Source organism: Streptomyces sp. NPDC037271 (genome assembly GCF_055603605.1).
Map to the genome: position 1 here is coordinate 235,566 of NZ_JBVJVN010000001.1, position 23,982 is coordinate 259,547.

A 23,982-nucleotide genomic window follows, 5' to 3' on the forward strand; every position below is an offset into this window, starting at 1 on the left:
GGGGGGACGCCGGGGCGGTCAGCCCGCCTGGGCCGCCGCCGACGCCTGGGCCTCGCCGCGCCGGCGGATCTGCAGGAAGGCGAACTCGGCCAGGTCGTCGCCGGCCCGGAACACCTGCGTGGACTTCTCCGTCACGTTCTTGCCGTCGGTGAACCCGGAGACGGTGAAGTAGGCGTAGCGGCCGTAGGAGTTGGTGGTGGAGCGGCAGACGGCGCCGGAGCAGAACGACTTGACGCCGCCGCCCGACAGCGCGCGCACGATGCTCTTCGTGTCGGCCTGCTTCTTGGCCTTCACGGCCTGCGCCTCGGTGTCGAAGACCGCCACGCCGACCGTCACGGCGGTGTCGTCCTTGGTGTAGGTGACACGCAGCAGCCGGGTGCAGCCATTGGCGTCGAGGACCTTGGGCAGCGTGCCCTGGGCGGCGGAGCCGCAGGTACGGGTGTCGGCCGTCGGGCCCTTCTTGTAGACCGTCTCGCCCATGGTCAGCTGGGTGCCGGGAAAGAGCAGGTCCGGGCTGAGCGGGGCCTTGTCCTTCTGGACGCTGGAGACGAAGTCCTTCGGGTCCAGCGGGGGCGGGGCGCTGGTCGGGGCGAACGACGGGGTCGTGGCCGACGCGCTGGGTATGTCCGACGTCGCGGGCAGCCGGGAGGCGGGGCCGTCGGACGCCTGGCCGGAGCCGCTCGCGGAGACCACGGCCACGGCGACGGCGCCGGCTATCGCCACGGTGGCCAGCGCGCCCCCGCCGATGATGAACAGGCGGCGCCGCTTGGCCCGGGCCTCGGAGGCCTCGGCGAGGGCCGCCCAGTCCGGGGCGGCACCCGCGTCACCGGCGTTCCAGGGCTGCTGCTGCGGTTGACCGTCCCAGGGCTGCTGCTGCGATTGCGGTTTCCAGGGATCCCACTGCGACTGAGGTCCCCCCTGCCCAAAGCTCATGGGCCGCATCTTAGACGGGCCGAGTGGCGCGCTGGTGCGCCTCGTGAAGCCCCGCAGCACCTAGCGTTCCGCTCATGCGGACGGGCAAAGACGACATCTCCGGGTGGTTGGTGCGACCCGCGGGCGGGCCCGCGTGGGCGGTGCTCGCGGTGGTGCTGGCGGCGTCCGCCGTGCACGCGGGGCGGGTGACCTCGGACGGCGGGATGGACAACGCGATCGTCGTGCGGGCCGCCCGCACCTGGCTGGCCGGCGGCTCCCCGTACGACGATCCGCACTTCCTCTATCTCCCGAGCGCGGTCCTGGCCGCCGCTCCGCAGGCGCTGCTGCCCGGCGCCGTGCTGCGGGTGCTGGTGCCGTGCGCGGTGACGGCCCTGCTGGCGCTGGCCTGGGCCTGTGCGCTGCGGCTGCACCGCGTACCGCCGCGCAGCCGGCTGGCGGTCCTCGGGCTGACCGGGCTCGTGGTGGGCTTCGCGCCGTTCGGGCACCTGGTGCGCCTCGGCAACTGGACGGTCACGGCGGCGGTGGCCCTGCCGCTGTCGCTGCTGCTGGCGAGCCGGGGGCGGTGGACGGCGGCGGGCCTGGTGATCGGCGCGGCCGTGGCGCTCAAGCCGCTGCTCGCGCCCGTCGTCCTGCTCTTCCTGTTCGCCGGGCGGTGGCGGGTGCTGGCGGCGGCCGTCCTGGTGCCCGCGCTGGCCTCGGGCGCGGCGGCACTGCTGATGCCCGACCCGGCCGGCTTCTTCACCCGCACCCTGCCGTTCCTGCTGCACGGCGACGACGGCTTCGTACGGCTCTACGAGGCCTCCCCGGCGGCCGTGCTGCCCCGGCTCGGGGTGCCGGGCGCGCTCGCCCAGGGGCTCGCGGTGGCGGCGGCCGGGGCCGGGGTGTTCTGCGCCCACCTGCGCTGGCGGCGGGCCGGCCCCGGCCCGCTGCGGTTCGCGGAGACCGGCGCGGGCCTGATGCTCTCGGCGTTCCTCGTCTCCCGGCCGTCCTACGACCACTACCTCCTGGTCGTCCTGCCGCTGCTGCTGGCCGGGCTGCCGTACGCCGGGTCGGTGGCCCGCGGCGCCTGGTTCTGGATCGCCCTGGTGCCCCAGGTCCCGGGGCTGACCTGGCCCTGGCTGGAGTCGGAGCGGCGGCGGGCCTTCAAGGACGCGTTCACCCTGTGCGTGCTGGCCCTGGCCGTCGCCCGGCGGGCCGGGGCCGCGCGGACGGCCGCCGGCGATCACGCGGCTGCCGGGCCCGCGCCGGAGCCCGCGCGGGCCGCCGCGGCCCCGTTTTGACCCGGCTAGGGGGCCCCGGGTATTCTGCACAGTCGTATGTGTATTGGCTTGCTCATTCTCACGTGAGGGGCCCTTACACCGGTCCACCGGGACCGATGACCAGCGATCTGCACGCGGTATGCGTCACCGCGGTGCGGTCAAGGCTGTCGTGATCGTCTTCGGTGACCAATGTCAGGACCACTCACTGAAGAAGCGAAGGCTACGAACCGTGCGTACGTACAGCCCCAAGCCCGGCGATGTGACGCGCCAGTGGCACGTCATCGACGCTCAGGACGTCGTCCTGGGGCGTCTGGCCTCCACCACGGCCTCCATCCTGCGCGGCAAGCACAAGCCGATCTACGCGCCCCACGTCGACACCGGTGACTTCGTCATCATCATCAACGCCGACAAGGTGCACCTCTCCGGCAACAAGCGGACCCAGAAGATGGCGTACCGCCACTCCGGCTACCCGGGCGGTCTGCGCTCCGTCCGCTACGACGAGCTGCTGGACAAGAACCCGGAGAAGGCCATCGAGAAGGCCGTCAAGGGCATGCTCCCGAAGAACTCCCTGGGCCGTCAGATGCTCTCGAAGCTGAAGGTCTACAAGGGTGACCAGCACCCGCACGGCGCGCAGCAGCCGCAGCCGTTCGAGATCACCCAGGTCGCGCAGTAGTTCCGGCCACCCCCTAAGACTGAAGAGAATCTGAGGAGCATCGTGGCCGAGACCACTGCCGAGCAGCCGCTCGAAGAGCTTGACATCGACAGCTACACCACCGAGTCCGAGGTGCCCGTCGAGGGCGAGTACACCTCGGAGTCCATGGCCTCCGCGTTCGGCGAGCCCCAGCCGGCCGCCGGCCTGGGCCGCCGCAAGAACGCCATCGCCCGTGTCCGGATCGTCCCGGGCACCGGCAAGTGGAAGATCAACGGCCGCACCCTCGAGGACTACTTCCCGAACAAGGTGCACCAGCAGGAAGTCAACGAGCCCTTCAAGGTGCTCGAGCTCGAGGGCCGTTACGACGTCATCGCCCGCATCGCCGGTGGCGGCGTCTCCGGCCAGGCCGGTGCGCTCCGTCTCGGTGTCGCCCGCGCCCTGAACGAGGCCGACGTCGACAACAACCGCGGCGCCCTCAAGAAGGCCGGCTTCCTCCGCCGCGACGACCGTGCGGTCGAGCGCAAGAAGGCCGGTCTGAAGAAGGCCCGCAAGGCTCCGCAGTACAGCAAGCGCTAAGCTTCGCTGCCTGCACGTACGTATGGCGGGCTGGTCAGCTCGCTCGAACGTACTCCGAACGCCCCGGCGGCACGCCACAGTGCTGCCGGGGCGTTCGTTTATCCGCTTCGTTGGGCGTATAACGGCACAAGACGTTAAAACGTCGAGACGCTGACATGGTCAGATGTTCAAACGTTCAAAGGCTTGTGTGATCGTATGGTCGGGCAGTGCGTGCCCTGGACCACGGGAGCCGACTGCGTGGGCCGCATTCATCGGCAGCCGCTTCCGGAATTGACGTTTCCTCAGGAGGACAAGTGGGACGACTCTTCGGCACGGACGGCGTGCGCGGTGTCGCCAACGCGGATCTGACGGCGGAGCTGGCGCTCGGCCTCTCCGTCGCCGCGGCGCACGTACTGGCCGAGGCGGGCACCTTCGCCGGGCACCGGGCGACCGCGGTCGTCGGACGGGACCCGCGCGCCTCCGGGGAGTTCCTGGAGGCCGCCGTGGTCGCGGGCCTGGCCAGTGCCGGCGTGGACGTGCTGCGGGTCGGCGTGCTGCCGACGCCCGCGGTGGCCCACCTCACCGGGGCGCTCGGCGCCGACCTCGGTGTGATGCTCTCCGCGAGCCACAACGCCATGCCCGACAACGGCATCAAGTTCTTCGCCCGCGGCGGCCACAAGCTCGCCGACGAGCTGGAGGACCGCATCGAGTCCGTCTACGCGGAGCACCGCACCGGCGCCCCCTGGGACCGCCCGACCGGAGCCGGCGTGGGCCGGGTGCGGGAGTACGACGAGGGGCTCGACCAGTACGTCGCCCACCTCGTCGGCGTACTCCCGAACCGCCTGGACGGGCTGAAGATCGTCCTCGACGAGGCGCACGGCGCGGCCTCCCGCGTCTCGCCGGAGGCGTTCGCGCGGGCCGGCGCCGAGCTGGTCACCATCGGCGCGGTGCCCGACGGCCTCAACATCAACGACGGCTGCGGCTCCACCCACCTCGACCTGCTCAAGGCCGCCGTCGTCGAGCACGGGGCCGACCTGGGCATCGCCCACGACGGCGACGCCGACCGCTGCCTGGCCGTGGACCACACCGGCGCGGAGGTGGACGGCGACCAGATCCTCGCCGTGCTCGCGCTGGCGATGCGGGAACGCGACGCGCTGCGCTCCGACACCGTCGTCGCGACCGTCATGTCCAACCTGGGCTTCAAGCTGGCCATGGAGCGCGAGGGCATCCGGTTCGCGCAGACCGGCGTCGGCGACCGGTACGTCCTGGAGGAGATGAAGGCCAACGGCTACGCCCTCGGCGGCGAGCAGTCCGGCCACGTCATCATCCTCGACCACGCCACCACCGGCGACGGCACGCTGACCGGCCTGATGCTGGCGGCGCGGGTCGCGCAGACCGGCCGTACGCTGCGGGACCTCGCGTCCGTCATGGAGCGGCTGCCGCAGGTGCTGATCAACGTGCCGGACGTGGACAAGTCGCGGGTGAACACCTCCGCCGAGCTGGCCACGGCGGTTTCCGAGGCCGAGCGTGAGCTCGGGAGCACCGGGCGGGTGCTGCTGCGTCCCTCCGGGACGGAGCCGCTGGTGCGGGTGATGGTGGAAGCGGCGGACATCGAGCAGGCCCGGTCCGTCGCCGGGCGGCTGGCCGATGCGGTGAAGTCGGCGCTGGGGTAGTTCCGCGGGGCCGGGTTCGGGGGCGGGGGTTCTGCGTGGTGCGGGCCGCGGGTTCGCTGTGGCTGGCCGCGCCCACGCGGCGGAGCCGCGGATCAGCAGGGCCCCGCGCCCCTCGGGCAGGTGTCCTCATCCGGCGTTGTCCGGTTTGGTCAGTCGGTTCCGCTGAGTCGACCACAAGGCCTTCTGGGCCAGCAGGGTCAGTGTGCCGGCCATGACGATGCCGGCCAGGTTCAGCAGGAGCTGTTCGCTGGAGCCCACCATCTGGCCGGTGTCGCCGAAGCTCAGGGCCACGGCCGCGTTCGCCGCCGCCGGGACCGTGGTGACGGAGATGGCGACACCGACCAGCGCGCCCGACTTCGCCGAGGTCAGGGACAGGGTGCCCGCGATCCCGGCGAGGACCGCCACCACGAAGGAGAACGCGTCCGGCGCGTAGACGAATCCGGTGTTGGGCCGGTCGGCCTCCAGCTTGCCCTCGCTGAACTGGCCGAACGCGGCCATGATCCAGCTGAAGCCCACCGTCACCGCCATCGCCACCGCGAAGCCCACCAGCAGGGCGATCGCCGAACGCAGGGCCAGCCGCGGCGCCCGCTGCACGATCGCGGTGCAGATGCCGGCCAGCGGACCGAACTCCGGTCCGACCGCCATCGCGCCCACGATCAGGACCGCGTTGTCGAGCACCACACCGCAGGCCGCGATCATCGTGGCGAGGGTGATGAAGGCGACGTAGGTGATGGAGAGGGTCGACTCCTCGTGGGTCGCCTCCTCCAACTGCTCCCACAGCACCGCGTCGGCGGGCTCGCCCGGCGCCTCCTTCTCCGCCCGGTCGGCGTGTTCGGAGAGCGACAGGTCGATGTTCTCGGCGGTGATGGCGCCGCGGTCGTCGACGCCCAACGTCCGCAGCCGGCTGATGAGTTCGTCGCCGGACTCGCGGGCGACGTCACACATGACGACGTCGCCGGCGGGTTCGCGAGCGGCGCCCGGCAGGACGACCAGGTGGGTGGTGCCGACCGTCCGGTCGATGAGGCGGACCACCTCGGCGGTGCGGTCGGCCGGGGTGATCAGGCGCAGATGCAGCATCCGGTATTTGTACCGGCCGGGTGAGGCCCCGTCACAGCTTGCGCAGGCGCAGGCGCTGCACCTTGTGGTCGGGGCCCTTGCGCAGGATCAGGGTGGCCCGGCTCCGGGTCGGGGCCACGTTCTCCACCAGGTTGGGCTTGTTGATGGTGCGCCAGGTGGTGCGGGCGTAGTCGAGGGCTTCCTCCTCCGACACCTGGGTGTACTTGCGGAAGTACGAGGACGGGTTCTGGAAGGCGGTCTCGCGCAGCTTGCGGAAGCGGCTGAGGTACCAGCGCTCGATGTCCTCGGTGCGGGCGTCGACGTACACGCTGAAGTCGAAGTAGTCGGCGAGACCGACCCTGGTGCGGCCGTCCTTGCCGGGCAGCGCGGGCTGGAGCACGTTGAGGCCCTCGACGATCAGGATGTCGGGGCGGCGGACGACGAGCCTCTGGTCCGGGACGATGTCGTAGATGAGGTGGGAGTAGACCGGCGCGGTCACCTCGCTCTTGCCCGCCTTGATGTCGGCGACGAAGCGGGTGAGGGCCCGGCGGTCGTACGACTCGGGGAAGCCCTTCCGGGACATCATGCCGCGGGCCTCCAGCTCCTTCGTGGGCAGCAGGAAGCCGTCGGTCGTGACCAGTTCCACGCGCGGGTGCTCGGGCCAGCGGGACAGCAGCGCCTGGAGCAGGCGGGCGACGGTGGACTTGCCGACGGCGACCGAGCCGGCGACCCCGATGACGAAGGGGGTGCCGGACTGCGAGCCCTGTTCACCGAGGAAGGTGTTCAGCGCGCCGCGCAGGCCGTCGGTGGCGCCGACGTAGAGGTTGAGGAGCCGGGACAGCGGGAGGTAGATGTCCCGCACCTCGTCGAGGTCGATGACGTCGCCGAGGCCGCGCAGCTTCTCGACCTCCTCGGCGGTCAGCGGCAGCGGCGTCTTGTCGCGCAGCGCGCTCCACTCGGGACGGGTGAGGTCGACATAGGGAGTCGCCTCCGGCCGCTGCCGGTGGGCGCTCCTGGGTATCGAGGAGACCGATGAGATCACACCCCATTGTTAACGGAGTTCGAACGGGGTGGCGGGTGGGCTCTGTCACGTCGGCCGGTGGGCCGGAGCCGGTGACCCGTCGAAGTTACGGATGAGTACGGGTGGCCGGTTATCGATCATGTGTGTGATTGTCGTATGTACGGTGCACGAGGCCGGGCGAGGCCCGTCCGCCGGCCTCGACGCGCCTCAAAGTGCCTCGGAGTGCCTCGACATGCCTCGGCGTATCCGGCGTATCCCGACGCACCTTGACGTGCCAGGCGTACATCGATGTACCAGTCGTACGTCGACGTTCCCGGCGTCCCTCGACATCCCTTCACATCATCCCGACGAAAGAGTGCCGACGTGAGTTCGACCGCTGTCCGCCGCACCGCACTCGCGGCCTCCGCCGCTGCCCTGGCCCTGCTCGTCACCGCCTGCGGCGGGTCGTCCGACGACGGAGGCGCATCCGGTGACGACAAGGCCAAGGCCGACCAGTCCGCACCGGCGGGTGGCGACAAGGCCAAGGCGGACGAGTCCGCCCCCGCGGGCGACGCGCTGACCGCCGTCGAGCTGGAGAAGATCGCCCTCGCCCAGGCCGACGTCAAGAACGGCAAGGTCACCACCAAGATCCCGGCGGACGAGGACATCGCCGAGGACCAGATCTCGACGGACGACAAGGCCTGTCTGCCGCTCGCCCTCGCCCAGACCGCGGTGGCTCCGGGTGAGCCGGGGGCCAGCGTGAAGCGCTCCTGGCAGGGGCAGACGGAGACGCCCTCCAAGGGCTCGGGTCCGGACGGCCAGGACATGACCAACATCAGCGTGGACATGATCAGGCTGAACGTCGCCTCCTACGCGGGCGGCGGCGCCGAGCAGGCGCTGGCGGAGCTGAAGACGGCCGCCGAGCAGTGCGCCGGCGGCTTCGTCGCGAGCGTGGGCAGCGACAAGATGCAGGTCGCCGAGGTCACCACGACCGCCGCTCCCGAGGGCGGGGACGAGGGCCTCGCCGTCACCATCGGCCTCGACATCGGCAAGGACGCCAACGCGCCCATGAAGCTCGTCGTGGTCCGCAAGGGCGCCACGCTCGCCTCCTTCGCCGCCACCAATCTCTCCTCGATGGTGAGCGGTGCGGACTTCGAGGTCCCCGCGGACGTCGTCGACGCACAGGTGGCCAAGCTCGGCTGAACGGCGGGCCGTCGACGGCTCGGCTGACGGCGGGCCGCCGGCGGTGACCCCGCCGGAGGCGTTCGTACCCCGGTGGGAATTTCCGATTTCGGGCACGGGAAGCCCGATTCACGACCGCTTCTGATCGTAGGCTGCCGATCATGTGCGGAATCGTGGGATACGTGGGGTCGCAGCAGGCGCTCGATGTCGTGATGGCCGGGCTGAAACGGCTCGAATACCGGGGATACGACTCGGCGGGCGTCGCCGTGCTCGCGGACGGCGGCCTCGCCACCGCCAAGCGCGCCGGAAAGCTCGTCAACCTGGACAAGGAACTGGCCGAACGGCCACTGCCGGCCGCCGTCACCGGCATCGGCCACACCCGCTGGGCCACGCACGGCGGACCGACCGACGCCAACGCCCACCCGCACCTCGACAACGCGGGCCGGGTGGCCGTCGTCCACAACGGCATCATCGAGAACTTCGCCTCGCTGCGGGCCGAGCTGGCGGAGCGCGGCCACGACCTGGTCTCCGAGACCGACACCGAGGTCGTCGCCCACCTGCTCGCCGAGGAGTTCTCCGCCTGCGCCGACCTCGCCGAGGCGATGCGCCTGGTGTGCCGGCGTCTGGAGGGCGCGTTCACACTGGTCGCGGTGCACGCGGACGCGCCGGACGTGGTCGTGGGCGCACGCCGCAACTCGCCGCTCGTGGTGGGCGTGGGGGAGGGCGAGTCCTTCCTCGCCTCGGACGTGGCGGCCTTCATCGCGCACACCCGGGACGCGATCGAGCTGGGCCAGGACCAGGTCGTCGAGCTGCGCCGCGACGGCGTGACGGTCACCGGCTTCGACGGCAGCCCGGCCGACGTGCGCTCCTACCACGTCGACTGGGACGCCTCGGCAGCCGAGAAGGGCGGCTACGACTCCTTCATGCTCAAGGAGATCGCCGAGCAGCCGAAGGCGATCGCCGACACCCTCCTGGGCCGCATCGACGACTCCGGCACGCTGAGCCTGGACGAGGTGCGCATCCCCGCGGAGATGCTCCGGGAGGCCGACAAGGTCGTCATCATCGCGTGCGGTACGGCCTTCCACGCCGGGCTGATCGCCAAGTACGCCATCGAGCACTGGACGCGCATCCCCTGCGAGGTGGAGCTGGCCAGCGAGTTCCGCTACCGCGACCCCATCCTCGACCAGCAGACCCTGGTCGTCGCGATCTCCCAGTCCGGCGAGACCATGGACACCCTCATGGCCCTGCGCCACGCCCGGGAACAGGGCGCGAAGGTGCTGGCCATCTGCAACACCAACGGCTCCACCATCCCCCGCGAGTCCGACGCGGTCCTCTACACGCACGCCGGACCCGAGGTCGCCGTCGCCTCCACCAAGGCATTCCTCACCCAGCTGGTGGCCTGCTACCTGGTCGCCCTGTACCTGGGGCAGGCACGCGGCACGAAGTACGGGGACGAGATCCGCGACGTCGTCCGCGACCTCTCACGGATCTCCGACGCGGTCGAACAGGTCCTCGGGACGATGCAGCCCGTACGGGAACTGGCGCGCTCCCTCGCCCACAAGAACACGGTGCTCTTCCTCGGCCGGCACGTCGGCCACCCGGTCGCCCTCGAAGGCGCCCTCAAGCTCAAGGAGCTGGCGTACATGCACGCCGAGGGCTTCGCGGCGGGCGAGCTGAAGCACGGGCCGATCGCGCTGATCGAGGAGGACCTGCCGGTCGTCGTGGTCGTCCCGTCCCCGCGCGGGCGCTCGGTCCTCCACGACAAGATCGTGTCCAACATCCAGGAGATCCGCGCCCGCGGCGCCCGCACCATCGTCATCGCCGAGGAGGGCGACGAGGCCGTCGTCCCCTACGCCGACCACCTCGTCCGCATCCCCGCGACCCCGACGCTGCTCCAGCCGCTGGTGGCGACGGTGCCGCTCCAGGTCTTCGCCTGCGAGCTGGCGACGGCCCGGGGGAACGAGGTGGATCAGCCCCGGAACCTGGCGAAGTCGGTCACGGTGGAGTGAGCGGACTTCAGGGCGTCGAGGAAGGTGGCGAAGGTCCCGGCAGGGAAGGTGAGGACTGTTCCGTCCGGGACCTTCGAGTCTCGTATGGCGCAGCGAGCGGGGCAGGTCGCTATCTCGACGCAGTTGTTTCCGTCGCCGCCGCCGGAGTAGGACGACTTCCGCCAGCTGCCGGGGGTGGTCACGGGGCGCCTCACAGTTCCTTGGTCAGCCTGTGGATGAAGTCGCGCGAACGCTCGGGATCGAGTGACGCGGACGCCATTCTACGGAAAAGCGTTCGAAAGACGTCGAGTTGAGCCTCTGAGTCGACGAACACCGAGCCGTGAGGCGCGTCGCGCACGGCGGTGTCCAGCCTGGGTACCGCGCCACCTGCCAGCATCACGGTGGACCAGGTCGCGCCGAAGCCGTCCAGGTCGAACGGGATGACTCGTACGGTGATGTTGCGTGCTTCCGAGGACTCCAGGACGCGGGCGAGCTGAGCGTGGGAGATGGCGCGGTCGCCGACCCTGATGCGCAGGGCTGCCTCGTGAATGACCACTTCGTACGAGGTGGGGGTGTCCCCCTCCAGAACCGACTTGCGTCGCATGCGGTGCTGGACGCGCGACTCAAGGTCTTCCCGGGGGAGTTCGGGGACTCTGGAAGCGAAGGCGGCGCGGGCGTAGTCATCCGTCTGGAGCAGCCCGGGGACGACCAGGAACTCCACGTCCTGCCGGAAGGTGGCGTGGTGTTCCAGCTCCGCGATGTCCAGAAACGGCGTGGGCAGCACCCCGCGGTACTCCTCCCACCACCCCCGCGTCCGGTCGGTCGCCATGACCGCCAGTGCGTCGATCAGGTCCTGGTCCCGGCAGGCGTAGTTGGTCGCGAGGCGACGTAGCCGCGCTTCACTCACGCCCGTGAGGCCCGATTCGATGTGGCTGATCTGAGTGTGTCCCACCCCGAGGAGTGCTGCGGCTTCACCGGCGGCGAGCCCCGACGCTTCCCGGAGTCTGCGCAGCTCGACCGCCAGGCGCATCTGACGTGCCGTGGGTTCGCGTCGCAGAGGCATCGATCGCTCCTTGATCCAACGCGCCTGTAGGCGCGACTCGTTCGGGGGGAAGATTACGCGACTCGCTTGTTCCGCATCACATCTTAGGTCTACTGTCAGTGACGCACCGCATACTCTGCGGAATGCCGGGTTGCCGGAAGTGCACCGCTTCGTCCTGTCGTGACGGGTGCGGCAATGACGCCGGCCGCCATCCCCAAACACCGACATCGGAACAGGAGTTGCCGCATGCCCGGAAACAACTCGTGGGAGTACTCCCTCTACATCCCGAACGACCCCCGCGCCGTCACCGTCTGCCGCCGCACCCTCCGCCTCGTCCTCACGATGCACGGCCTGATCGGCATGGTCGACGTCGCGGAGCTGCTCGCGACGGAGCTGGTGTCCAACGCCGTACGGCACACCAAGGGGCCGGCCGCCCTGCGGGTGCGCTGGTCGGGGAACGGCGTGCTGCGGATCGGCGCCTGGGACGCGGACCCGACCCCGCCCGAGCCGCCGCTCCCCTTCGACCGGGGCTTGGACGCCGAGGAAGGGCGAGGCCTGGCCCTGGTGCGGTCCTGCGCCGACGTGTGGGGCTGGCAGCCGCTGGCGCGGGAGGGAAATCGCGGCAAATACGTCTGGTGCGAACTGGGCGCTGCGGAGCGGGCGGCGTGAACGTTTCCTCGCCGCTCGAAAGGGTGAACGCGTCCCGATCACCCGAAAATACCGCCCCACTCCGGAAATGGGTTGCACGCATGGTCACATCCACCCACGAGACCTCGCACCGGATCTTCCAGGATCATCCGGAGGTTCTCGCGCCGATCTTCGAGGCGTTGGGCATGCCGCCGCCTGCCAAGGCGGAGATCGAGCTCATGACTCCCGACGCCACGGAGCTGAAACCGCTTGAGCGTCGTGTGGACACGGTGCTGAAGGTCGAGCCGTCCGACGGGGAGAGCTTCGTGCTCGCCGTCGAGGCCCAGACCCGTAAGGCCGCTGACAAGGCAGTCAACTGGCCGTACTACGTGGCGTACTTGCAGGCGAAGTTCGGCCTGCCGGTACTGCTCGTCGCGGTCTGCCGCAACCGCTCCACGGCGGCCTGGGCCGCCGGTCCCTTCGAATGCCGGGTCGGGCCCTGGGAGTCCCAGGTCACGCGCCCGTTCGTGCTGGGGCCGGACAGTGTTCCGGAAATCAGTGACGAAGCAGTGGTGGCGCGAGAGCCGGCGCTGGCGACGTTCTCCGCCATCGTGCACAGCGAAAGCCGGGACATCGACGCCATACTGCAACTGCTGGCCCGTGGAATGCGGTCGTTCGACAAACCCACAGCCAAGTACTGGGCGGAACTGCTGGAAGTGGGCCTGGAGGACACTCCGGCCCGAGAGACATGGAGGGAGCTGGAGAAGATGGTCATCTCGTATTTCCCGGGCAGGGGAACGGTCTGGGAGGAGACGTACTACGAAGGCAGGGCCAAGGGAGAAGCCGAAGGCAGGGCTGAAGGCAGGGCTGAAGGCAGGGCCGAAGGGGAGGCCGTGGGCAGGGCCAAGGGAAAGGCCCAGGGGGTCCTGCGGGTGCTCGAAGTCCGCGGCCTGATCGTGTCCGACGACGCCCGCGCCCGCGTCACCGGCTGCCTGGACCTCGCCCGCCTCGACGACTGGCTCGACCGTGCCGGAACAGTCGCTCGGGTCGAGGAACTCTTCGCGGGGATGCCGGACGAGCCGCGGGAGGAGCGCCGTTCGGAGTGAGTCACCCGTCGGCCGGGTGTACCACGGTGACCAGGCGGAAGCGCTGCAGGACCGCCGGGGTCGTGTCGTCCACGGTGAAGTCCGGGTCGTTCAGGGCGGCGCGCATCTCCTCGCTGTGCCAGAACCGTTCGTGGCCCACCCGCCACTCGGCCACGCTCGTGTATCCCTCGCCCTCGTCCACCGCGTGTGCGAGGTCCACCTGACCCAGCGGGACGACGCGTACGTCGGTCACCTCGATGACGGCGACCGGGCGGTCGTGGGAGTCGACGACCACTTCGCGGCTCCCGGCCTCGGGCAGCGGTTCGCCCTCGTGCTCGTAGTCGACGACGAGGCCGGTCGTCGAAGTCTTCGAGCCGCCGAGGATCGCCGCGACCAGCTGGTCACGCAGCGGGCCGGGGAAGGCGAACTCGGCCCTGGGCAGGGAGGCGAGTTCCGTGGGGGCCGAGGGGGCCGAGGCGGGGTCCGGGGTCATGCGGCCACCGTAACGACCCCGCCCCCCACGGTGCGCCCGTTCACCGCGCCCGGGCCACATCCCGCCACGCCCCCGGAATCGCCCCGGCGACGTCGTGCGCCCCCGTCGGTGCCCCGTCCGCCGCGAAACGCCCCGCGAGGCCGTGGACGTACGCCGCCACGCTCCCCGCGTCCACCGCCGGGAGCCCCGCCGCCAGCAAGGACCCCGCCAGGCCCGACAGCACGTCCCCGCTCCCCGCCGTGGCGAGCCACGACGTGCCCGTCGCGTTGACCCGCACCGGGCTCGACTCCGCCCCGGCCACCACCGTCGTCGACCCCTTCAGCAGCACCGTCGCCCCGTACCGCCCCGCCAGCTCCCGTGCCGAGGCCAGCCGCGCGCCCTCGACCTCCTCCCGGGCCACCCCGAGCAGCGCCGCCGCCTCCCCGGCGTGCGGCGTCATCAGCGTCGGCGCCGTACGGGCCCGTACCGCCCCGGCATCCGCCAGCCGCAGCCCGTCCGCGTCGATCAGCACCGGCACCTCCGCCGCCAGTACCTCCGCCACGGTCCCGGCGTCGTCCCCGGCCCCCGGTCCGACGACCCACGCCTGCACCCGCCCCGCCCGCTTCGGACCCTGGTCGGACACGAGCGTCTCCGGGTAGCGGGCGATCACCGCGTCCCCCGCCGGACCGACGTACCGCACCGCCCCGGCCCCGCCCCGCAGCGCCCCGGCGACGGCGAGCACGGCGGCGCCCGGATAGCGGGCCGACCCGGCGGCGATGCCGACGACCCCCCGCCGGTACTTGTCGCTCTCCGCGCCCGGCACCGGCAGCAGCCGCGCCACGTCCGCGTGCTGCAACGCCTCCAGCTCGGCGGCGTCGTTCGGCAGCGGCAGCCCGATGTCCACCAGCCGCACCGACCCGGCGTACTCCCGCGCCGGGTCGAGCAGCAGCCCCGGCTTGTGCGCCCCGAACGTCACCGTCAGGTCGGCCCGGACCGCGGCCCCCCGCACCTGCCCGGTGTCCGCGTCGACGCCGCTCGGCAGGTCGACGGCGAGTACGGCGGCCCGGGCCCGCGCGGCCGCGTCGGCGAGCGGCACCGCCTCCGGACGCAGCCCGCCCCTGCCGCCGATCCCGACGATGCCGTCGACGACCAGGTCCGCCCGCTCGATCAGCTCCCCGGCGGAGGCGGTCCCCGCGACCCGGCCACCCGCCCGGCGCAGCGCCGCCAGCCCTCCTCCGTGCGCGCGCTCCGGCGTGAGCGGCACCGCCGTCACGCCCGCCCCGCGCCGGGCGAGCCGCGCCCCGGCGTACAGGGCGTCGCCGCCGTTGTCCCCGCTCCCGACCAGCAGCACCACCCGGCTGCCGTACACCCGTCCGGCCACCCGCCCGAGCACCTCCGCGCAGGCGGCGGCGAGCCCGGCCGCGGCCCGCTGCATCAAAGCCCCCTCCGGGAGCCGTGCCATCAGCTCCCGTTCGGCGTTCCTGACCGTCTCCACGCTGTACGCAGTCCGCATGCCGTCGAGTCTTCCCCGTACGCCGTGAACGTCACGGACCGCCCCGCGGCATGAGGGACAGTTGTGCCATGGGCGACGACGACGAGACGGCACAGGTGATGACCTCGCTGGGGGCACGCCTGCGCGCCATCCGGCGGGCCCGCGGTCTCACACTGGCCCGGCTCGGCGCCGCCACCGGCATCTCCGCGAGCACGCTGTCCCGGCTGGAGTCGGGCGTGCGCGAGCCGGGGCTGCGGCACCTGCTGCCCCTGGCCAGGGCGCACCGTCTGCCCCTGGACGAGCTGGTCGGTTCCCGGACCGGCGACCCGCGGGTCCATCCGCGCCCGTTCACCCGGCACGGCCAGACCTGGATCCCCCTCACCCGCAACCCGAACGACGGGCTGCACGCCTACAAGCAGATCCTTCCCGCCCCGGCGGTCGCGCGGACCGAATGGACCCCGAGGCCGGACCAGGGCTCCCACGAGGGCCACGAGTGGATCTACGTCCTCTCCGGCCGCCTGCTCCTCGCCCTCGGCGACCACGACCTGGTCCTGGCGGCCGGCGAGACGGCGGAGTTCGACACCCGCGTCCCGCACGGCATCGCCAACGCGGGGGACCGGCCCGTCGAGTGGCTCGCCCTGTACGGAGCGCAGGGCGAGCGCATGCACATCCGGGTTCAGCCGGCCGGCGACTGACTCCCGCCCACCGAACGGGCGACGCGGAACCCCACGTCGTCGACCCGGAACGTCGGGTGGCTGCGGCGCCGCACGGAGGCCCGGACGCTCCAGTGCTCGTCGAACCAGCCGCCGCCGCGCAGCACCCGGTAGGTGCCGTACACCTCGGCGTCGTAGAGGTCCCAGCACCACTCCCAGACGTTGCCGAGCGTGTCGTACAGACCCCACGCGTTCGGCAGCCTGCCGCCCACCTCGTGGACGCGCTCCTCGGAGTTGCCGCGGTACCGGGCGATGCCGTCCAGGGGGCCGTAGCGCGGGCCGTCGGTGCCCGCGCGGCAGGCGTGTTCCCACTCGGCCTCGGTCGGCAGGCGGTACCCGTCGGCGGACGTGTCCCAGGCGACTCCGCCAACGCCAACGCCATCGCCGTCTGCACCGCCAACGCCACCGTCGCCGTCCTCCGCGGCGATGCGGTAGGCCGGGCGGAGCCCCTCGCGCCGCGACAGGGAGTTGCAGAACTCGACCGCGTCCGTCCAGGAGACCTCCACGACGGGAAGCCGCTCGTCCCGCGCGGCCGGGGGCCGCCTACCGGTGACCCGCGCGTACTCGGCCCGCGTGACCGGGAACGCCGCCAGCCGGAACGCCGCCACCTCCACCGGCCAGCTGCGCCGCGTCCGCCGGTCCGACAGGGTCACCCGTCCCGACGGCACGGAAACCATCCCGATCCCCGCGCCCACGTCCTCGGCACCCGCGCCCACGTCCTCGGCACCCGCACCTCTGACGTCGGCACCCGCACCACCGACGTTGACACCCGCACCACTGACGTTCATGGGTGTCAGCCTTCCGCGATCACCACCGCCGACGCCACCCCCGCGTCATGGCTCAGCGACACGTGCCACGACGCCACCCCCAGCTCCGCCGCCCGCGCCGCCACCGTCCCCGTCACCCGCAGCCGCGGCTGCCCGCTGTCCTCGACGTACACCTCGGCGTCCGTCCAGTGCAGCCCCGCCGGCGCGCCGAGCGCCTTGGCCAGCGCCTCCTTCGCCGCGAACCGGGCGGCGAGCGAGGCGATGCCCCGGCGCTCCCCGCTCGGCAGCAGCAACTCGCTCTCCAGGAAGAGCCGCTGGGCCATGGCCGGCGTGCGCTCCAGCGATGCCCCGAACCGTTCGATCTCGGCCACGTCGATCCCGACCCCGATGATGCTCATGCCGGGCACCCTAACGACGTCGCGGGCGGTCGGCCTTCCGTGGGGGAAGCCGGGTCCGGGTGCTCTGAGAGACTGGGGGCACGATGAGTGAGACAGCTGCTCGGCGGGCCGCGGTGTCGCGGGCCCGTGCCGAGATCGACCTGGCCGCCCTGCGGGCCAACGTCCGCGCACTGCGCGAACGGGCCCCCGGGGCGGCTCTCATGGCCGTCGTCAAGGCCGACGCCTACGGACACGGCGCGCTTCCGTGCGCCCGCGCGGCCGTCGCCGCGGGCGCGACCTGGCTGGGCACCGCCACGCCGCAGGAGGCCCTCGCGCTGCGCGCGGACCCGGCACTGCCGGACGACGTGCGGATCATGTGCTGGCTGTGGACACCCGGCGGCCCCTGGCGGGAGGCCGTCGAGGCCGGACTCGACGTGTCCGTCAGCGGCATGTGGGCCCTGGAGGAGGTCGTCGGGGCGGCACGGCGGGCAGGGCTCCCCGCACGGGTGCAGCTCAAGGCCGACACCGGGCTCGGACGGAGCGGCTGCCAGCCCGGCGAGGACTGGGCCGAGCTGGTGGCGGCGGCCCTGCGGGCCGAGGACGAGGGGCTCCTCCGTGTCACCGGGCTCTGGTCGCACTTCGCCTGCGCCGACGAGCCCGGGCACCCGTCCATCGCTGCCCAGCTCACCGTCTTCCGGGAGATGACGGCGTACGCGGAGCAGCAGGGCGTACGCCCGGAGGTGCGGCACATCGCCAACTCGCCGGCCACCCTCACGCTCCCCGAGGCCCACTTCGACCTCGTACGGCCCGGCATCGCCATGTACGGCGTCTCGCCCAGCCCCGAGATCGGCACGCCCGCCGACTTCGGACTGCGCCCCGTGATGACGCTGGCCGCCTCGCTGGCCCTGGTCAAGCAGGTGCCCGGCGGCCACGGCGTCAGCTACGGGCACCACTACACCACCCCCGGCGAGACCACCCTCGGCCTCGTCCCCCTCGGCTACGCGGACGGCGTCCCGCGCCACGCCTCCTCCACCGGCCCCGTCCTGGTCGACGGCAAGTGGCGCACCGTGGCGGGGCGGATCGCGATGGACCAGTTCGTCGTCGACCTGGGCGGGGACCGGCCGGAGCCCGGCACCGAGGCGGTGCTGTTCGGCCCCGGCGACCGCGGCGAGCCCACCGCCGAGGACTGGGCGCAGGCGGCGGGCACCATCGCGTACGAGATCGTCACCCGCATCGGAACACGCGTTCCGCGCGTCTACGTGAACGAGTGACGCGTCCGTCCGACGCGTGACGTGCACGGCACGCGTCCAGGGGAATCAGCAACCAGCGGGAATCAATAACCAGCGGCAACCAGCAACCGGCGGGGAACCGCGCGACGGCCCGGCGAAGAGGAGCGGTACGTGAGCGAGAGCAACGCGGAGGTCGTCACCGCAGCCGTCGTCTCCGCCACGGAGGCCGCCACCGAGGCCGCCGCCGGCGGCTGGCGCCGGGCGACCGGCATCGCCGGTGTCGCGATAGGCGTGGTCGCGGCGGGTGCCGCGGCCGGCGTGGCGATAGAACGGCTCACCGTCGGCCGCGGGATACGCCAGAAGGCCCGGCTCGCCCTCGACTCGGCGGGCCCGTACGGCGGACTGCGCGGCACTCCGGGCAGGGCGTACGCCGACGACGGCACCGAGCTGTACTACGAGGTCGACGACGTCGATCCGGAGACGGAGTCCGCGCTCACCCGGCGCCGCCGGCGGCTGTTCGGCCGTAAGGCGCCCGCCCCCGTGACCGTCGTCTTCGCCCACGGCTACTGCCTCAACCAGGACTCCTGGCACTTCCAGCGGGAGGCCCTCAGGGGCGTCGTCCGCACCGTGCACTGGGACCAGCGCAGCCACGGACGGTCCGGCCGTGGCGTCTCGCAGGTGCGGGACGGCCGGCCGGTCACCATCGAGGACCTGGGCCGGGACCTGAAGGCCGTCATCGACGCGGCCGCACCCGAGGGGCCGATCGTGCTGGTCGGCCACTCCATGGGCGGCATGACCGTGATGGCCCTGGCCGCCGCGTTCCCCGACCTGGTCGCCGAACGGGTCGTCGGCGTCGCGCTCGTGGGCACGTCCTCCGGGCGGCTCGGCGAGGTCAACTTCGGGCTGCCCGTGGCCGGTGTCAACGCGGTCCGGCGGGTGCTGCCGGGCGTGCTGAAGGCGCTGGGGCAGCGGGCCGAGCTGGTGGAGAAGGGGCGGCGGGCGACGGCGGACCTGTTCGCCGGGATCATCAAGCGGTACTCGTTCGCGTCCCGGGACGTCGACCCGGCCGTGGCCCGGTTCGCGGAGCGGATGATCGAGTCCACGCCGATCGACGTGGTCGCCGAGTACTACCCGGCCTTCAACGACCACGACAAGACCGCGGCCCTCGCCCACTTCGCCGGCCTGCCCGTCCTCGTCCTGGCCGGAGTGCGGGACCTGGTCACGCCGAGCGAGCACAGCGAGGCGATCGCCGACCTGCTGCCGGACGCGGAGCTGGTGCTCGTGCCCGACGCGGGGCACCTGGTGATGCTGGAACATCCGGAGCTGGTCACCGACCGCCTTGCCGACCTGCTCGCCCGCGCGGGCGCGGTGCCGCCAGCCGCTACGGTTGACGGCTATGGAAGCACCAGCAGCACCGCGGGACCCGGCTGAGCCCTCCGAGACGTCTGAGCTCTCCGAGTTCCCCGAACCCTCCGCGCCCGGCGAACCCTCCGCGCCCGGCGAGCTCGCCGAGTCCGCCTCGGGCGTCGCGATCACCGTCACCTCCCCGGAGCAGATGCGGGAACTGGGCCGCAGGCTCGCCAAGGTCCTGCGCGCCGGTGACCTGGTGATGCTCAGCGGGGAGCTGGGCGCGGGCAAGACGACGCTGACCCGGGGGCTCGGCGAGGGCCTCGGCGTGCGCGGCGCCGTCACCTCCCCGACCTTCGTGATCGCCCGCGTGCACCCCTCCCTCGGCGACGGGCCGCCGCTCGTCCACGTCGACGCCTACCGCCTGTCCGGCGGCCTGGACGAGATGGAGGACCTCGACCTCGACGTCTCCCTGTCCGACTCGGTGATCGTGGTGGAGTGGGGCGAGGGCAAGGTCGAGGAGCTGACCGACGACCGGCTGCGGCTCCGGATCGACCGGGCCGTCGGCGACACCACCGACGAGGTGCGGCACGTGACGCTCATGGGCGTCGGTGAGCGCTGGGCCGCGGCCGACCTGAGCGTGCTCACCGTCTGAACGCGGGCTCCGGCTCCCGGGCCTCCCACCGGGAGGCGTTCCGACAAGGTGTCGGGAAAATATTGCGTTCCGGTCTTGCGCGTGGTCACATGGTATCCAGCTCGTAGTTAGGCATGCCTAACTACGCCCGCCCCCGACCTTCAGGAGGCGTCCATGTCAGAGACCGAGCCGCAGCCGCAGTGGCAGTCGCAGTCGCAGTCGCGGTCGCAAGCCCGGCAGTGGCCGCAGTCGCCCGCTTCAGCGTCCGCCGCGGTTTCGATGCGCGACCTGCTCGCGTCCTGTGCCGCCGCGACGGTGATCTCGACACCGCCGCGCGCGCCCGAGCCGGAGGGCCGCCGTCCTGTACGGGAGCACCGCGAGGCCGCCTGACCCGTGCTGTGCGGCCGGTGAGCCGTGTGGCGTGTGGCGTGTGGCGTGTGTGGCAGCTGAGTTCAGGCCTGGGCGGCCCATGTGGCTCCCGGCGCCTCAGGGGACGACGACGACCCGCTGCCCGACCGTCGCGAACCGCCACATCGCGTCGCCGTCCGCGGGCGTCTCCCGGATGCCGCCGGTGCGCCGGGCCGGGTCGGGCTTCGCCATGGAGCCGTCCACCGCCGCGCTGAACCCGATGACCACGCCGCGGACGCTGGTGAAGCGCACGACGTGCTCGACCGGGATGCCGTCGGAGCCGGTGACCCGTTTGGAGCGGGACGTGACCGCGTAGGTGCCCGGTGCCGGGTCCACCCCGCTGGGCGTGACCCGGAAGGTGCGCCGGACCCGGTCGCCCGGGTCGACCAGCCACACCCGGTCGTCGTCCACCGAGTACACCACCCGTCCACCCTTGCCGGAGCCCGCGGGCAGCGCGTCGGGGCGCCGGTGGTCGCGGGGTGCCTTGGAGGCGCCGGGGGCGGGCGTGCCGCTGGCCCGGACCCGGCCGGGGTCGGGCGGGGCGCTGGTCGACGCCTGGTGGCCGAGGAAGCCGATCGTCACGAGGGCCGCCGCCGTGAGGCCGGTGACGAGACCGGCGCTGCTGCTTACCACTGGCGACCACCTCGTCGTCGTACTCGTGCACCCGTTCCCCGGCGACGGTAGCACTCGGTGATCGCGCGATCGCCGTGGGCGACGCGGGATGCCTCCGGTCGGCGCAGGGCGACACGGGCGGGCGGCGCCGGGCCGGCCGGTGGGCGTCCGACACGGGCCCCGCGGCGCCGTAGGCTGTTTGCGTGCTCTTGCTCGCTCTGGATACCGCCACGCCCGCCGTGACCGTCGCGCTGCACGACGGTACGGACGTCATCGCCTCGTCGAGCCAGGTGGACGCACGCCGGCACGGCGAGCTGCTGCTGCCCGCCGTCGACCGCGTGCTCACCGAGGCCGGTCTCGGGCTCGACGCCGTCACCGGCATCGTCGCCGGCACCGGCCCCGGCCCGTACACGGGACTGCGCGTCGGCCTGATGACCGCGGACACGTTCGGACTCGCGCTCGGCGTGCCCGTCCACGGCGTGTGCACGCTGGACGGCCTCGCCTACGCCGCCGACCTGGAGGGCCCCTTCGTGGTGGCGACCGACGCCCGCCGCAAGGAGGTCTACTGGGCCCGGTACGCCGACTCCCGCACCCGCGTCACCGACCCGGCGGTCGACCGCCCCGCCGACATCGCGGAGCAGGTCGCCGGACTCCCGGCCGTCGGCGCGGGCGCGCTGCTGTACCCGGACACCTTCCCGAAGGCGCACGAGCCCGAGCACGTGTCCGCCGCCGCCCTGGCGTCCCTGGCCGCCGAGAAGCTCGCGGCGGGCGAGGAACTGCCCGCGCCCCGGCCGCTGTACCTGCGCCGGCCCGACGCCCAGGTCCCCAAGAACTACAAGGTGGTCACCCCCAAGTGACCGGAGCGACCGAGCCCGTGACGCCACCCGTACAGCCCGAGCTGCGCGAGATGCGCTGGTGGGACATCGACCCCGTGCTCCGGATGGAACGGGAGCTGTTCCCGGAGGACGCCTGGTCGCGGGGCATGTTCTGGTCCGAGCTGGCCCACGCCCGCGGCCCCGGGGCGACCCGGAGGTACGTCGTCGCCGAGGTCCCGGGGACGGCCGAAGCGGACGGCGCGGCCGGCGAGAGTGGCGCGGCCAGTGAGGGTGGCGCGATCGGTGAGGGCGGCGCCCGGATCGTCGGGTACGCGGGCCTCGCCGCCTCCGGCGACCAGTCCGACGTGCAGACCATCGCCGTCGCCCGCGACCACTGGGGCACCGGACTCGGCGGGCGGCTGCTGTCCGAGCTGCTGCGGGCGGCGACCGCTTTCGAGTGCGCCGAGGTGATGCTGGAGTGCCGGGTGGACAACACCCGCGCGCAGCGGCTGTACGAGCGCTTCGGCTTCGAGGCGATCGGTTTCCGGCGCGGCTACTACCAGCCGGGCAACGTGGATGCCCTGGTGATGCGACTGACCACAGCGCCCGGTGGCGGCCCCGCCGCGGGCGCCGACTCCGTACAAGGAACCGACAACCATGGCTGACTCACGCGACGAGCCCCTCGTCCTGGGGATCGAGACGTCCTGCGACGAGACCGGCGTCGGTGTCGTGCGCGGCACCACCCTGCTGGCCGACGCCGTCGCGTCCAGCGTCGACGAGCACGCCCGCTTCGGCGGTGTCGTCCCCGAGGTGGCGAGCCGCGCCCATCTGGAGGCGATGGTCCCGACCATCGACCGCGCCCTGAAAGAGGCGGGGGTGAGCGCGCGCGACCTCGACGGCATCGCCGTCACCGCGGGCCCCGGCCTCGCCGGCGCCCTGCTGGTCGGAGTCTCGGCCGCGAAGGCGTACGCCTACGCCCTCGGCAAGCCCCTGTACGGCGTCAACCACCTCGCCTCGCACATCTGCGTCGACCAGCTGGAGCACGGCGCGCTGCCCGAGCCGACGATGGCGCTGCTGGTCTCCGGCGGGCACTCCTCGCTGCTGCTGTCGACGGACATCACCTCCGACGTCCGCCCGATGGGCGCCACCATCGACGACGCGGCCGGCGAGGCCTTCGACAAGATCGCCCGCGTGCTGAACCTGGGCTTCCCCGGCGGCCCCGTCATCGACCGGTACGCGCGCGAGGGCGACCCGAACGCGATCGCGTTCCCGCGGGGACTGACCGGCCCGCGCGACGCGGCGTACGACTTCTCCTTCTCCGGGCTGAAGACGGCCGTGGCCCGCTGGATCGAGGCCAAGCGGGCGGCGGGGGAGGAGGTGCCGGTGCGCGACGTGTCGGCCTCCTTCCAGGAAGCGGTCGTGGACGTACTGACCCGCAAGGCGGTGCGGGCCTGCAAGGACCAGGGCGTCGACCACCTGATGATCGGCGGCGGCGTGGCCGCCAACTCCCGGCTGCGGGCCCTGGCCCAGGAGCGCTGCGAGGCGGCCGGCATCCGGCTGCGCGTGCCGCGGCCGGGGCTGTGCACGGACAACGGTGCGATGGTCGCCGCGCTCGGCGCGGAGATGGTCGCCCGGGGCCGGGCCGCCTCCGACTGGGACCTCTCGGCCGACTCCTCCCTGCCGGTGACGGAACCGCACGTCCCGGGGCAGGGCCACACGCACGGCCACGACCACGACCACGTGCACGAGGTCAGCAAGGAGAACCTGTACTCGTGACCGTCGCGCTGATGTGGGAGGCGCGGGCCGTGCCCGGCCGGGGCGAGGAACTGCTGGCCTGGGCACGGGCGCAGCCGCTCGACGGCACCCCGCTGCGCCGGGAGACGTTCCGCGCCCCGCAGGACCGCGTCCTCGTCGTCACCTGGTGGGACGCCGCCTACGACGCCGAACTGCCGGAGCTGCCCGAACCGGACAACGGCCTGGTCACGCGGGCGGTGCACCGGTGGCGGTTCGAGTCGGTGGCCGCGGACTGAGCGGGGAGGTCGCGAGGCCCACGGTGCCCATCGT

At 72.5% G+C, this 23,982-nt stretch carries 27 protein-coding genes; 17 read left to right on the forward strand and 10 right to left on the reverse strand.

All coding sequences use genetic code 11. The annotated features are described in order from the left end of the window. Positions 1–18: 18 nt before the first annotated feature. On the reverse strand, positions 19–933 hold the full coding sequence (locus tag ACZ7G3_RS01210; protein WP_470922733.1) for a hypothetical protein: 915 nt from the start codon (positions 931–933) through the stop codon (positions 19–21). A 74-nt stretch (positions 934–1,007) separates the two neighbouring features. Here ACZ7G3_RS01210 and ACZ7G3_RS01215 point away from each other — a divergent pair, with 74 nt between their 5' ends. From ACZ7G3_RS01215 to glmM, 4 genes are all read left to right on the forward strand, one after another. Continuing rightward, entirely contained in the window at positions 1,008–2,213 is a 1,206-nt protein-coding gene (locus ACZ7G3_RS01215; RefSeq protein WP_470922734.1) for a glycosyltransferase 87 family protein, read from the forward strand. 208 nt (positions 2,214–2,421) lie between these two features. Continuing rightward, complete coding sequence (rplM, locus tag ACZ7G3_RS01220) at positions 2,422–2,865, forward strand: 50S ribosomal protein L13 (protein ID WP_031041507.1); 444 nt, start codon at positions 2,422–2,424, stop codon at positions 2,863–2,865. Positions 2,866–2,907: 42 nt separating this feature from the next. Further along, positions 2,908–3,420 carry a 30S ribosomal protein S9 gene (gene rpsI / locus ACZ7G3_RS01225; RefSeq protein ID WP_398131114.1) on the forward strand — a complete coding sequence of 171 codons (513 nt, stop codon included), beginning with the start codon at positions 2,908–2,910 and terminating at the stop codon, positions 3,418–3,420. A gap of 293 nt (positions 3,421–3,713) precedes the next feature. Next, on the forward strand, positions 3,714–5,072 hold the full coding sequence (gene glmM, locus ACZ7G3_RS01230) for a phosphoglucosamine mutase (RefSeq protein WP_470922735.1): 1,359 nt from the start codon (positions 3,714–3,716) through the stop codon (positions 5,070–5,072). 126 nt (positions 5,073–5,198) lie between these two features. Here glmM and ACZ7G3_RS01235 read toward each other — a convergent pair whose 3' ends face one another. Beyond that, positions 5,199–6,149, reverse strand: coding sequence for a DUF389 domain-containing protein (locus ACZ7G3_RS01235; RefSeq protein ID WP_470922736.1), 951 nt, complete (start codon positions 6,147–6,149; stop codon positions 5,199–5,201). Positions 6,150–6,180: 31 nt separating this feature from the next. Next, positions 6,181–7,170, reverse strand: a complete 990-nt coding sequence (gene coaA, locus ACZ7G3_RS01240) for a type I pantothenate kinase (protein ID WP_470922737.1) — start codon at positions 7,168–7,170, stop codon at positions 6,181–6,183. Positions 7,171–7,512: 342 nt separating this feature from the next. Between coaA and ACZ7G3_RS01245 the strand changes: the two genes are divergently transcribed. Then, on the forward strand, positions 7,513–8,331 hold the full coding sequence (locus ACZ7G3_RS01245; protein ID WP_470922738.1) for a hypothetical protein: 819 nt from the start codon (positions 7,513–7,515) through the stop codon (positions 8,329–8,331). Positions 8,332–8,471: 140 nt separating this feature from the next. Further along, the gene (gene glmS, locus ACZ7G3_RS01250) at positions 8,472–10,319 is read left to right on the forward strand and encodes a glutamine--fructose-6-phosphate transaminase (isomerizing) (RefSeq protein ID WP_426597225.1); all 1,848 of its coding nucleotides are present in this window, start codon (positions 8,472–8,474) and stop codon (positions 10,317–10,319) included. On the opposite strand, the gene ACZ7G3_RS01255 is transcribed toward glmS, so the two are convergent. Next, positions 10,280–10,501, reverse strand: a complete 222-nt coding sequence (locus ACZ7G3_RS01255) for a DUF397 domain-containing protein (RefSeq protein ID WP_470922739.1) — start codon at positions 10,499–10,501, stop codon at positions 10,280–10,282. The two genes, glmS and ACZ7G3_RS01255, sit on opposite strands and share 40 nt — an antisense overlap. An 8-nt stretch (positions 10,502–10,509) precedes the next feature. Beyond that, a complete protein-coding gene (locus tag ACZ7G3_RS01260; protein ID WP_470922740.1) occupies positions 10,510–11,361 on the reverse strand; it encodes a DUF5753 domain-containing protein in 852 nt (283 codons plus the stop codon). A 225-nt stretch (positions 11,362–11,586) separates the two neighbouring features. Here ACZ7G3_RS01260 and ACZ7G3_RS01265 point away from each other — a divergent pair, with 225 nt between their 5' ends. Both ACZ7G3_RS01265 and ACZ7G3_RS01270 read left to right on the forward strand, forming a co-directional pair. Continuing rightward, a complete protein-coding gene (locus tag ACZ7G3_RS01265; RefSeq protein ID WP_470922741.1) occupies positions 11,587–12,009 on the forward strand; it encodes an ATP-binding protein in 423 nt (140 codons plus the stop codon). 80 nt (positions 12,010–12,089) lie between these two features. After that, positions 12,090–13,073, forward strand: coding sequence for an RpnC/YadD family protein (locus ACZ7G3_RS01270; RefSeq protein ID WP_470922742.1), 984 nt, complete (start codon positions 12,090–12,092; stop codon positions 13,071–13,073). A gap of 1 nt (position 13,074) precedes the next feature. Here the strand turns inward: ACZ7G3_RS01270 and ACZ7G3_RS01275 are convergent, their stop codons facing one another. Together ACZ7G3_RS01275 and ACZ7G3_RS01280 are read right to left on the reverse strand one after the other, a co-directional pair. Then, a complete protein-coding gene (locus ACZ7G3_RS01275; RefSeq protein ID WP_470922743.1) occupies positions 13,075–13,545 on the reverse strand; it encodes an ASCH domain-containing protein in 471 nt (156 codons plus the stop codon). Positions 13,546–13,585: 40 nt separating this feature from the next. Beyond that, a complete protein-coding gene (locus ACZ7G3_RS01280) occupies positions 13,586–15,037 on the reverse strand; it encodes an NAD(P)H-hydrate dehydratase (protein ID WP_470922744.1) in 1,452 nt (483 codons plus the stop codon). 68 nt (positions 15,038–15,105) lie between these two features. On the opposite strand from ACZ7G3_RS01280, the gene ACZ7G3_RS01285 reads away from it, so the two are divergent. After that, the gene (locus tag ACZ7G3_RS01285) at positions 15,106–15,711 is read left to right on the forward strand and encodes a helix-turn-helix domain-containing protein (RefSeq protein ID WP_470922745.1); all 606 of its coding nucleotides are present in this window, start codon (positions 15,106–15,108) and stop codon (positions 15,709–15,711) included. On the opposite strand, the gene ACZ7G3_RS01290 is transcribed toward ACZ7G3_RS01285, so the two are convergent. Continuing rightward, complete coding sequence (locus ACZ7G3_RS01290) at positions 15,693–16,406, reverse strand: formylglycine-generating enzyme family protein (RefSeq protein WP_470923179.1); 714 nt, start codon at positions 16,404–16,406, stop codon at positions 15,693–15,695. The two genes, ACZ7G3_RS01285 and ACZ7G3_RS01290, sit on opposite strands and share 19 nt — an antisense overlap. Positions 16,407–16,522: 116 nt before the next feature. Then, positions 16,523–16,894 (reverse strand): holo-ACP synthase, encoded by a 372-nt coding sequence (locus ACZ7G3_RS01295; protein ID WP_426558201.1) that lies wholly within the window; start codon positions 16,892–16,894, stop codon positions 16,523–16,525. An 83-nt stretch (positions 16,895–16,977) separates the two neighbouring features. On the opposite strand from ACZ7G3_RS01295, the gene alr reads away from it, so the two are divergent. The 4 genes from alr (at position 16,978) to ACZ7G3_RS01315 (ending at position 20,473) form a co-directional block, all read left to right on the forward strand. After that, positions 16,978–18,144: an alanine racemase gene (gene alr / locus ACZ7G3_RS01300; protein ID WP_470922746.1), complete on the forward strand. Its 1,167-nt coding sequence runs from the start codon at positions 16,978–16,980 to the stop codon at positions 18,142–18,144. 129 nt (positions 18,145–18,273) lie between these two features. After that, positions 18,274–19,533, forward strand: coding sequence for an alpha/beta fold hydrolase (locus tag ACZ7G3_RS01305; protein WP_470922747.1), 1,260 nt, complete (start codon positions 18,274–18,276; stop codon positions 19,531–19,533). Further along, positions 19,499–20,104 (forward strand): tRNA (adenosine(37)-N6)-threonylcarbamoyltransferase complex ATPase subunit type 1 TsaE, encoded by a 606-nt coding sequence (gene tsaE, locus ACZ7G3_RS01310; protein WP_426597218.1) that lies wholly within the window; start codon positions 19,499–19,501, stop codon positions 20,102–20,104. Before ACZ7G3_RS01305 ends, tsaE begins: the two co-directional genes overlap by 35 nt. Positions 20,105–20,257: 153 nt before the next feature. Further along, complete coding sequence (locus ACZ7G3_RS01315; protein WP_470922748.1) at positions 20,258–20,473, forward strand: hypothetical protein; 216 nt, start codon at positions 20,258–20,260, stop codon at positions 20,471–20,473. 96 nt (positions 20,474–20,569) lie between these two features. Here ACZ7G3_RS01315 and ACZ7G3_RS01320 read toward each other — a convergent pair whose 3' ends face one another. Continuing rightward, positions 20,570–21,124, reverse strand: coding sequence for a hypothetical protein (locus ACZ7G3_RS01320; protein ID WP_470922749.1), 555 nt, complete (start codon positions 21,122–21,124; stop codon positions 20,570–20,572). A 182-nt stretch (positions 21,125–21,306) separates the two neighbouring features. On the opposite strand from ACZ7G3_RS01320, the gene tsaB reads away from it, so the two are divergent. The 4 genes from tsaB to ACZ7G3_RS01340 are packed head-to-tail and all read left to right on the forward strand — an operon-like array spanning position 21,307 to position 23,948. After that, positions 21,307–21,960, forward strand: a complete 654-nt coding sequence (gene tsaB, locus ACZ7G3_RS01325) for a tRNA (adenosine(37)-N6)-threonylcarbamoyltransferase complex dimerization subunit type 1 TsaB (RefSeq protein WP_426597215.1) — start codon at positions 21,307–21,309, stop codon at positions 21,958–21,960. A gap of 50 nt (positions 21,961–22,010) precedes the next feature. Then, positions 22,011–22,583, forward strand: a complete 573-nt coding sequence (gene rimI / locus ACZ7G3_RS01330; RefSeq protein WP_470923180.1) for a ribosomal protein S18-alanine N-acetyltransferase — start codon at positions 22,011–22,013, stop codon at positions 22,581–22,583. Continuing rightward, positions 22,576–23,694 carry a tRNA (adenosine(37)-N6)-threonylcarbamoyltransferase complex transferase subunit TsaD gene (gene tsaD / locus ACZ7G3_RS01335; RefSeq protein WP_470922750.1) on the forward strand — a complete coding sequence of 373 codons (1,119 nt, stop codon included), beginning with the start codon at positions 22,576–22,578 and terminating at the stop codon, positions 23,692–23,694. The genes rimI and tsaD overlap by 8 nt, the downstream gene beginning before the upstream one ends. Next, on the forward strand, positions 23,691–23,948 hold the full coding sequence (locus tag ACZ7G3_RS01340) for a hypothetical protein (protein ID WP_470922751.1): 258 nt from the start codon (positions 23,691–23,693) through the stop codon (positions 23,946–23,948). Before tsaD ends, ACZ7G3_RS01340 begins: the two co-directional genes overlap by 4 nt. Positions 23,949–23,982: the final 34 nt, after the last annotated feature.

Excerpts from the sequence above, each read along its gene's own strand:
- glmS (WP_426597225.1), top strand. The coding sequence starts at position 8,472 with ATGTGCGGAATCGTGGGATACGTGGGGTCGCAGCAGGCGCTCGATGTC.
- ACZ7G3_RS01290 (WP_470923179.1), bottom strand. The coding sequence starts at position 16,406 with ATGGTTTCCGTGCCGTCGGGACGGGTGACCCTGTCGGACCGGCGGACG.
- ACZ7G3_RS01295 (WP_426558201.1), bottom strand. The coding sequence starts at position 16,894 with ATGAGCATCATCGGGGTCGGGATCGACGTGGCCGAGATCGAACGGTTC.
- ACZ7G3_RS01315 (WP_470922748.1), top strand. The coding sequence starts at position 20,258 with ATGTCAGAGACCGAGCCGCAGCCGCAGTGGCAGTCGCAGTCGCAGTCG.
- ACZ7G3_RS01235 (WP_470922736.1), bottom strand. The coding sequence starts at position 6,149 with ATGCTGCATCTGCGCCTGATCACCCCGGCCGACCGCACCGCCGAGGTG.
- ACZ7G3_RS01265 (WP_470922741.1), top strand. The coding sequence starts at position 11,587 with ATGCCCGGAAACAACTCGTGGGAGTACTCCCTCTACATCCCGAACGAC.
- tsaE (WP_426597218.1), top strand. The coding sequence starts at position 19,499 with ATGGAAGCACCAGCAGCACCGCGGGACCCGGCTGAGCCCTCCGAGACG.
- ACZ7G3_RS01215 (WP_470922734.1), top strand. The coding sequence starts at position 1,008 with ATGCGGACGGGCAAAGACGACATCTCCGGGTGGTTGGTGCGACCCGCG.
- ACZ7G3_RS01275 (WP_470922743.1), bottom strand. The coding sequence starts at position 13,545 with ATGACCCCGGACCCCGCCTCGGCCCCCTCGGCCCCCACGGAACTCGCC.
- alr (WP_470922746.1), top strand. The coding sequence starts at position 16,978 with ATGAGTGAGACAGCTGCTCGGCGGGCCGCGGTGTCGCGGGCCCGTGCC.
- tsaD (WP_470922750.1), top strand. The coding sequence starts at position 22,576 with ATGGCTGACTCACGCGACGAGCCCCTCGTCCTGGGGATCGAGACGTCC.
- ACZ7G3_RS01285 (WP_470922745.1), top strand. The coding sequence starts at position 15,106 with ATGGGCGACGACGACGAGACGGCACAGGTGATGACCTCGCTGGGGGCA.
- ACZ7G3_RS01280 (WP_470922744.1), bottom strand. The coding sequence starts at position 15,037 with ATGCGGACTGCGTACAGCGTGGAGACGGTCAGGAACGCCGAACGGGAG.
- rimI (WP_470923180.1), top strand. The coding sequence starts at position 22,011 with ATGCGCTGGTGGGACATCGACCCCGTGCTCCGGATGGAACGGGAGCTG.
- ACZ7G3_RS01210 (WP_470922733.1), bottom strand. The coding sequence starts at position 933 with ATGAGCTTTGGGCAGGGGGGACCTCAGTCGCAGTGGGATCCCTGGAAA.
- ACZ7G3_RS01260 (WP_470922740.1), bottom strand. The coding sequence starts at position 11,361 with ATGCCTCTGCGACGCGAACCCACGGCACGTCAGATGCGCCTGGCGGTC.
- ACZ7G3_RS01270 (WP_470922742.1), top strand. The coding sequence starts at position 12,090 with ATGGTCACATCCACCCACGAGACCTCGCACCGGATCTTCCAGGATCAT.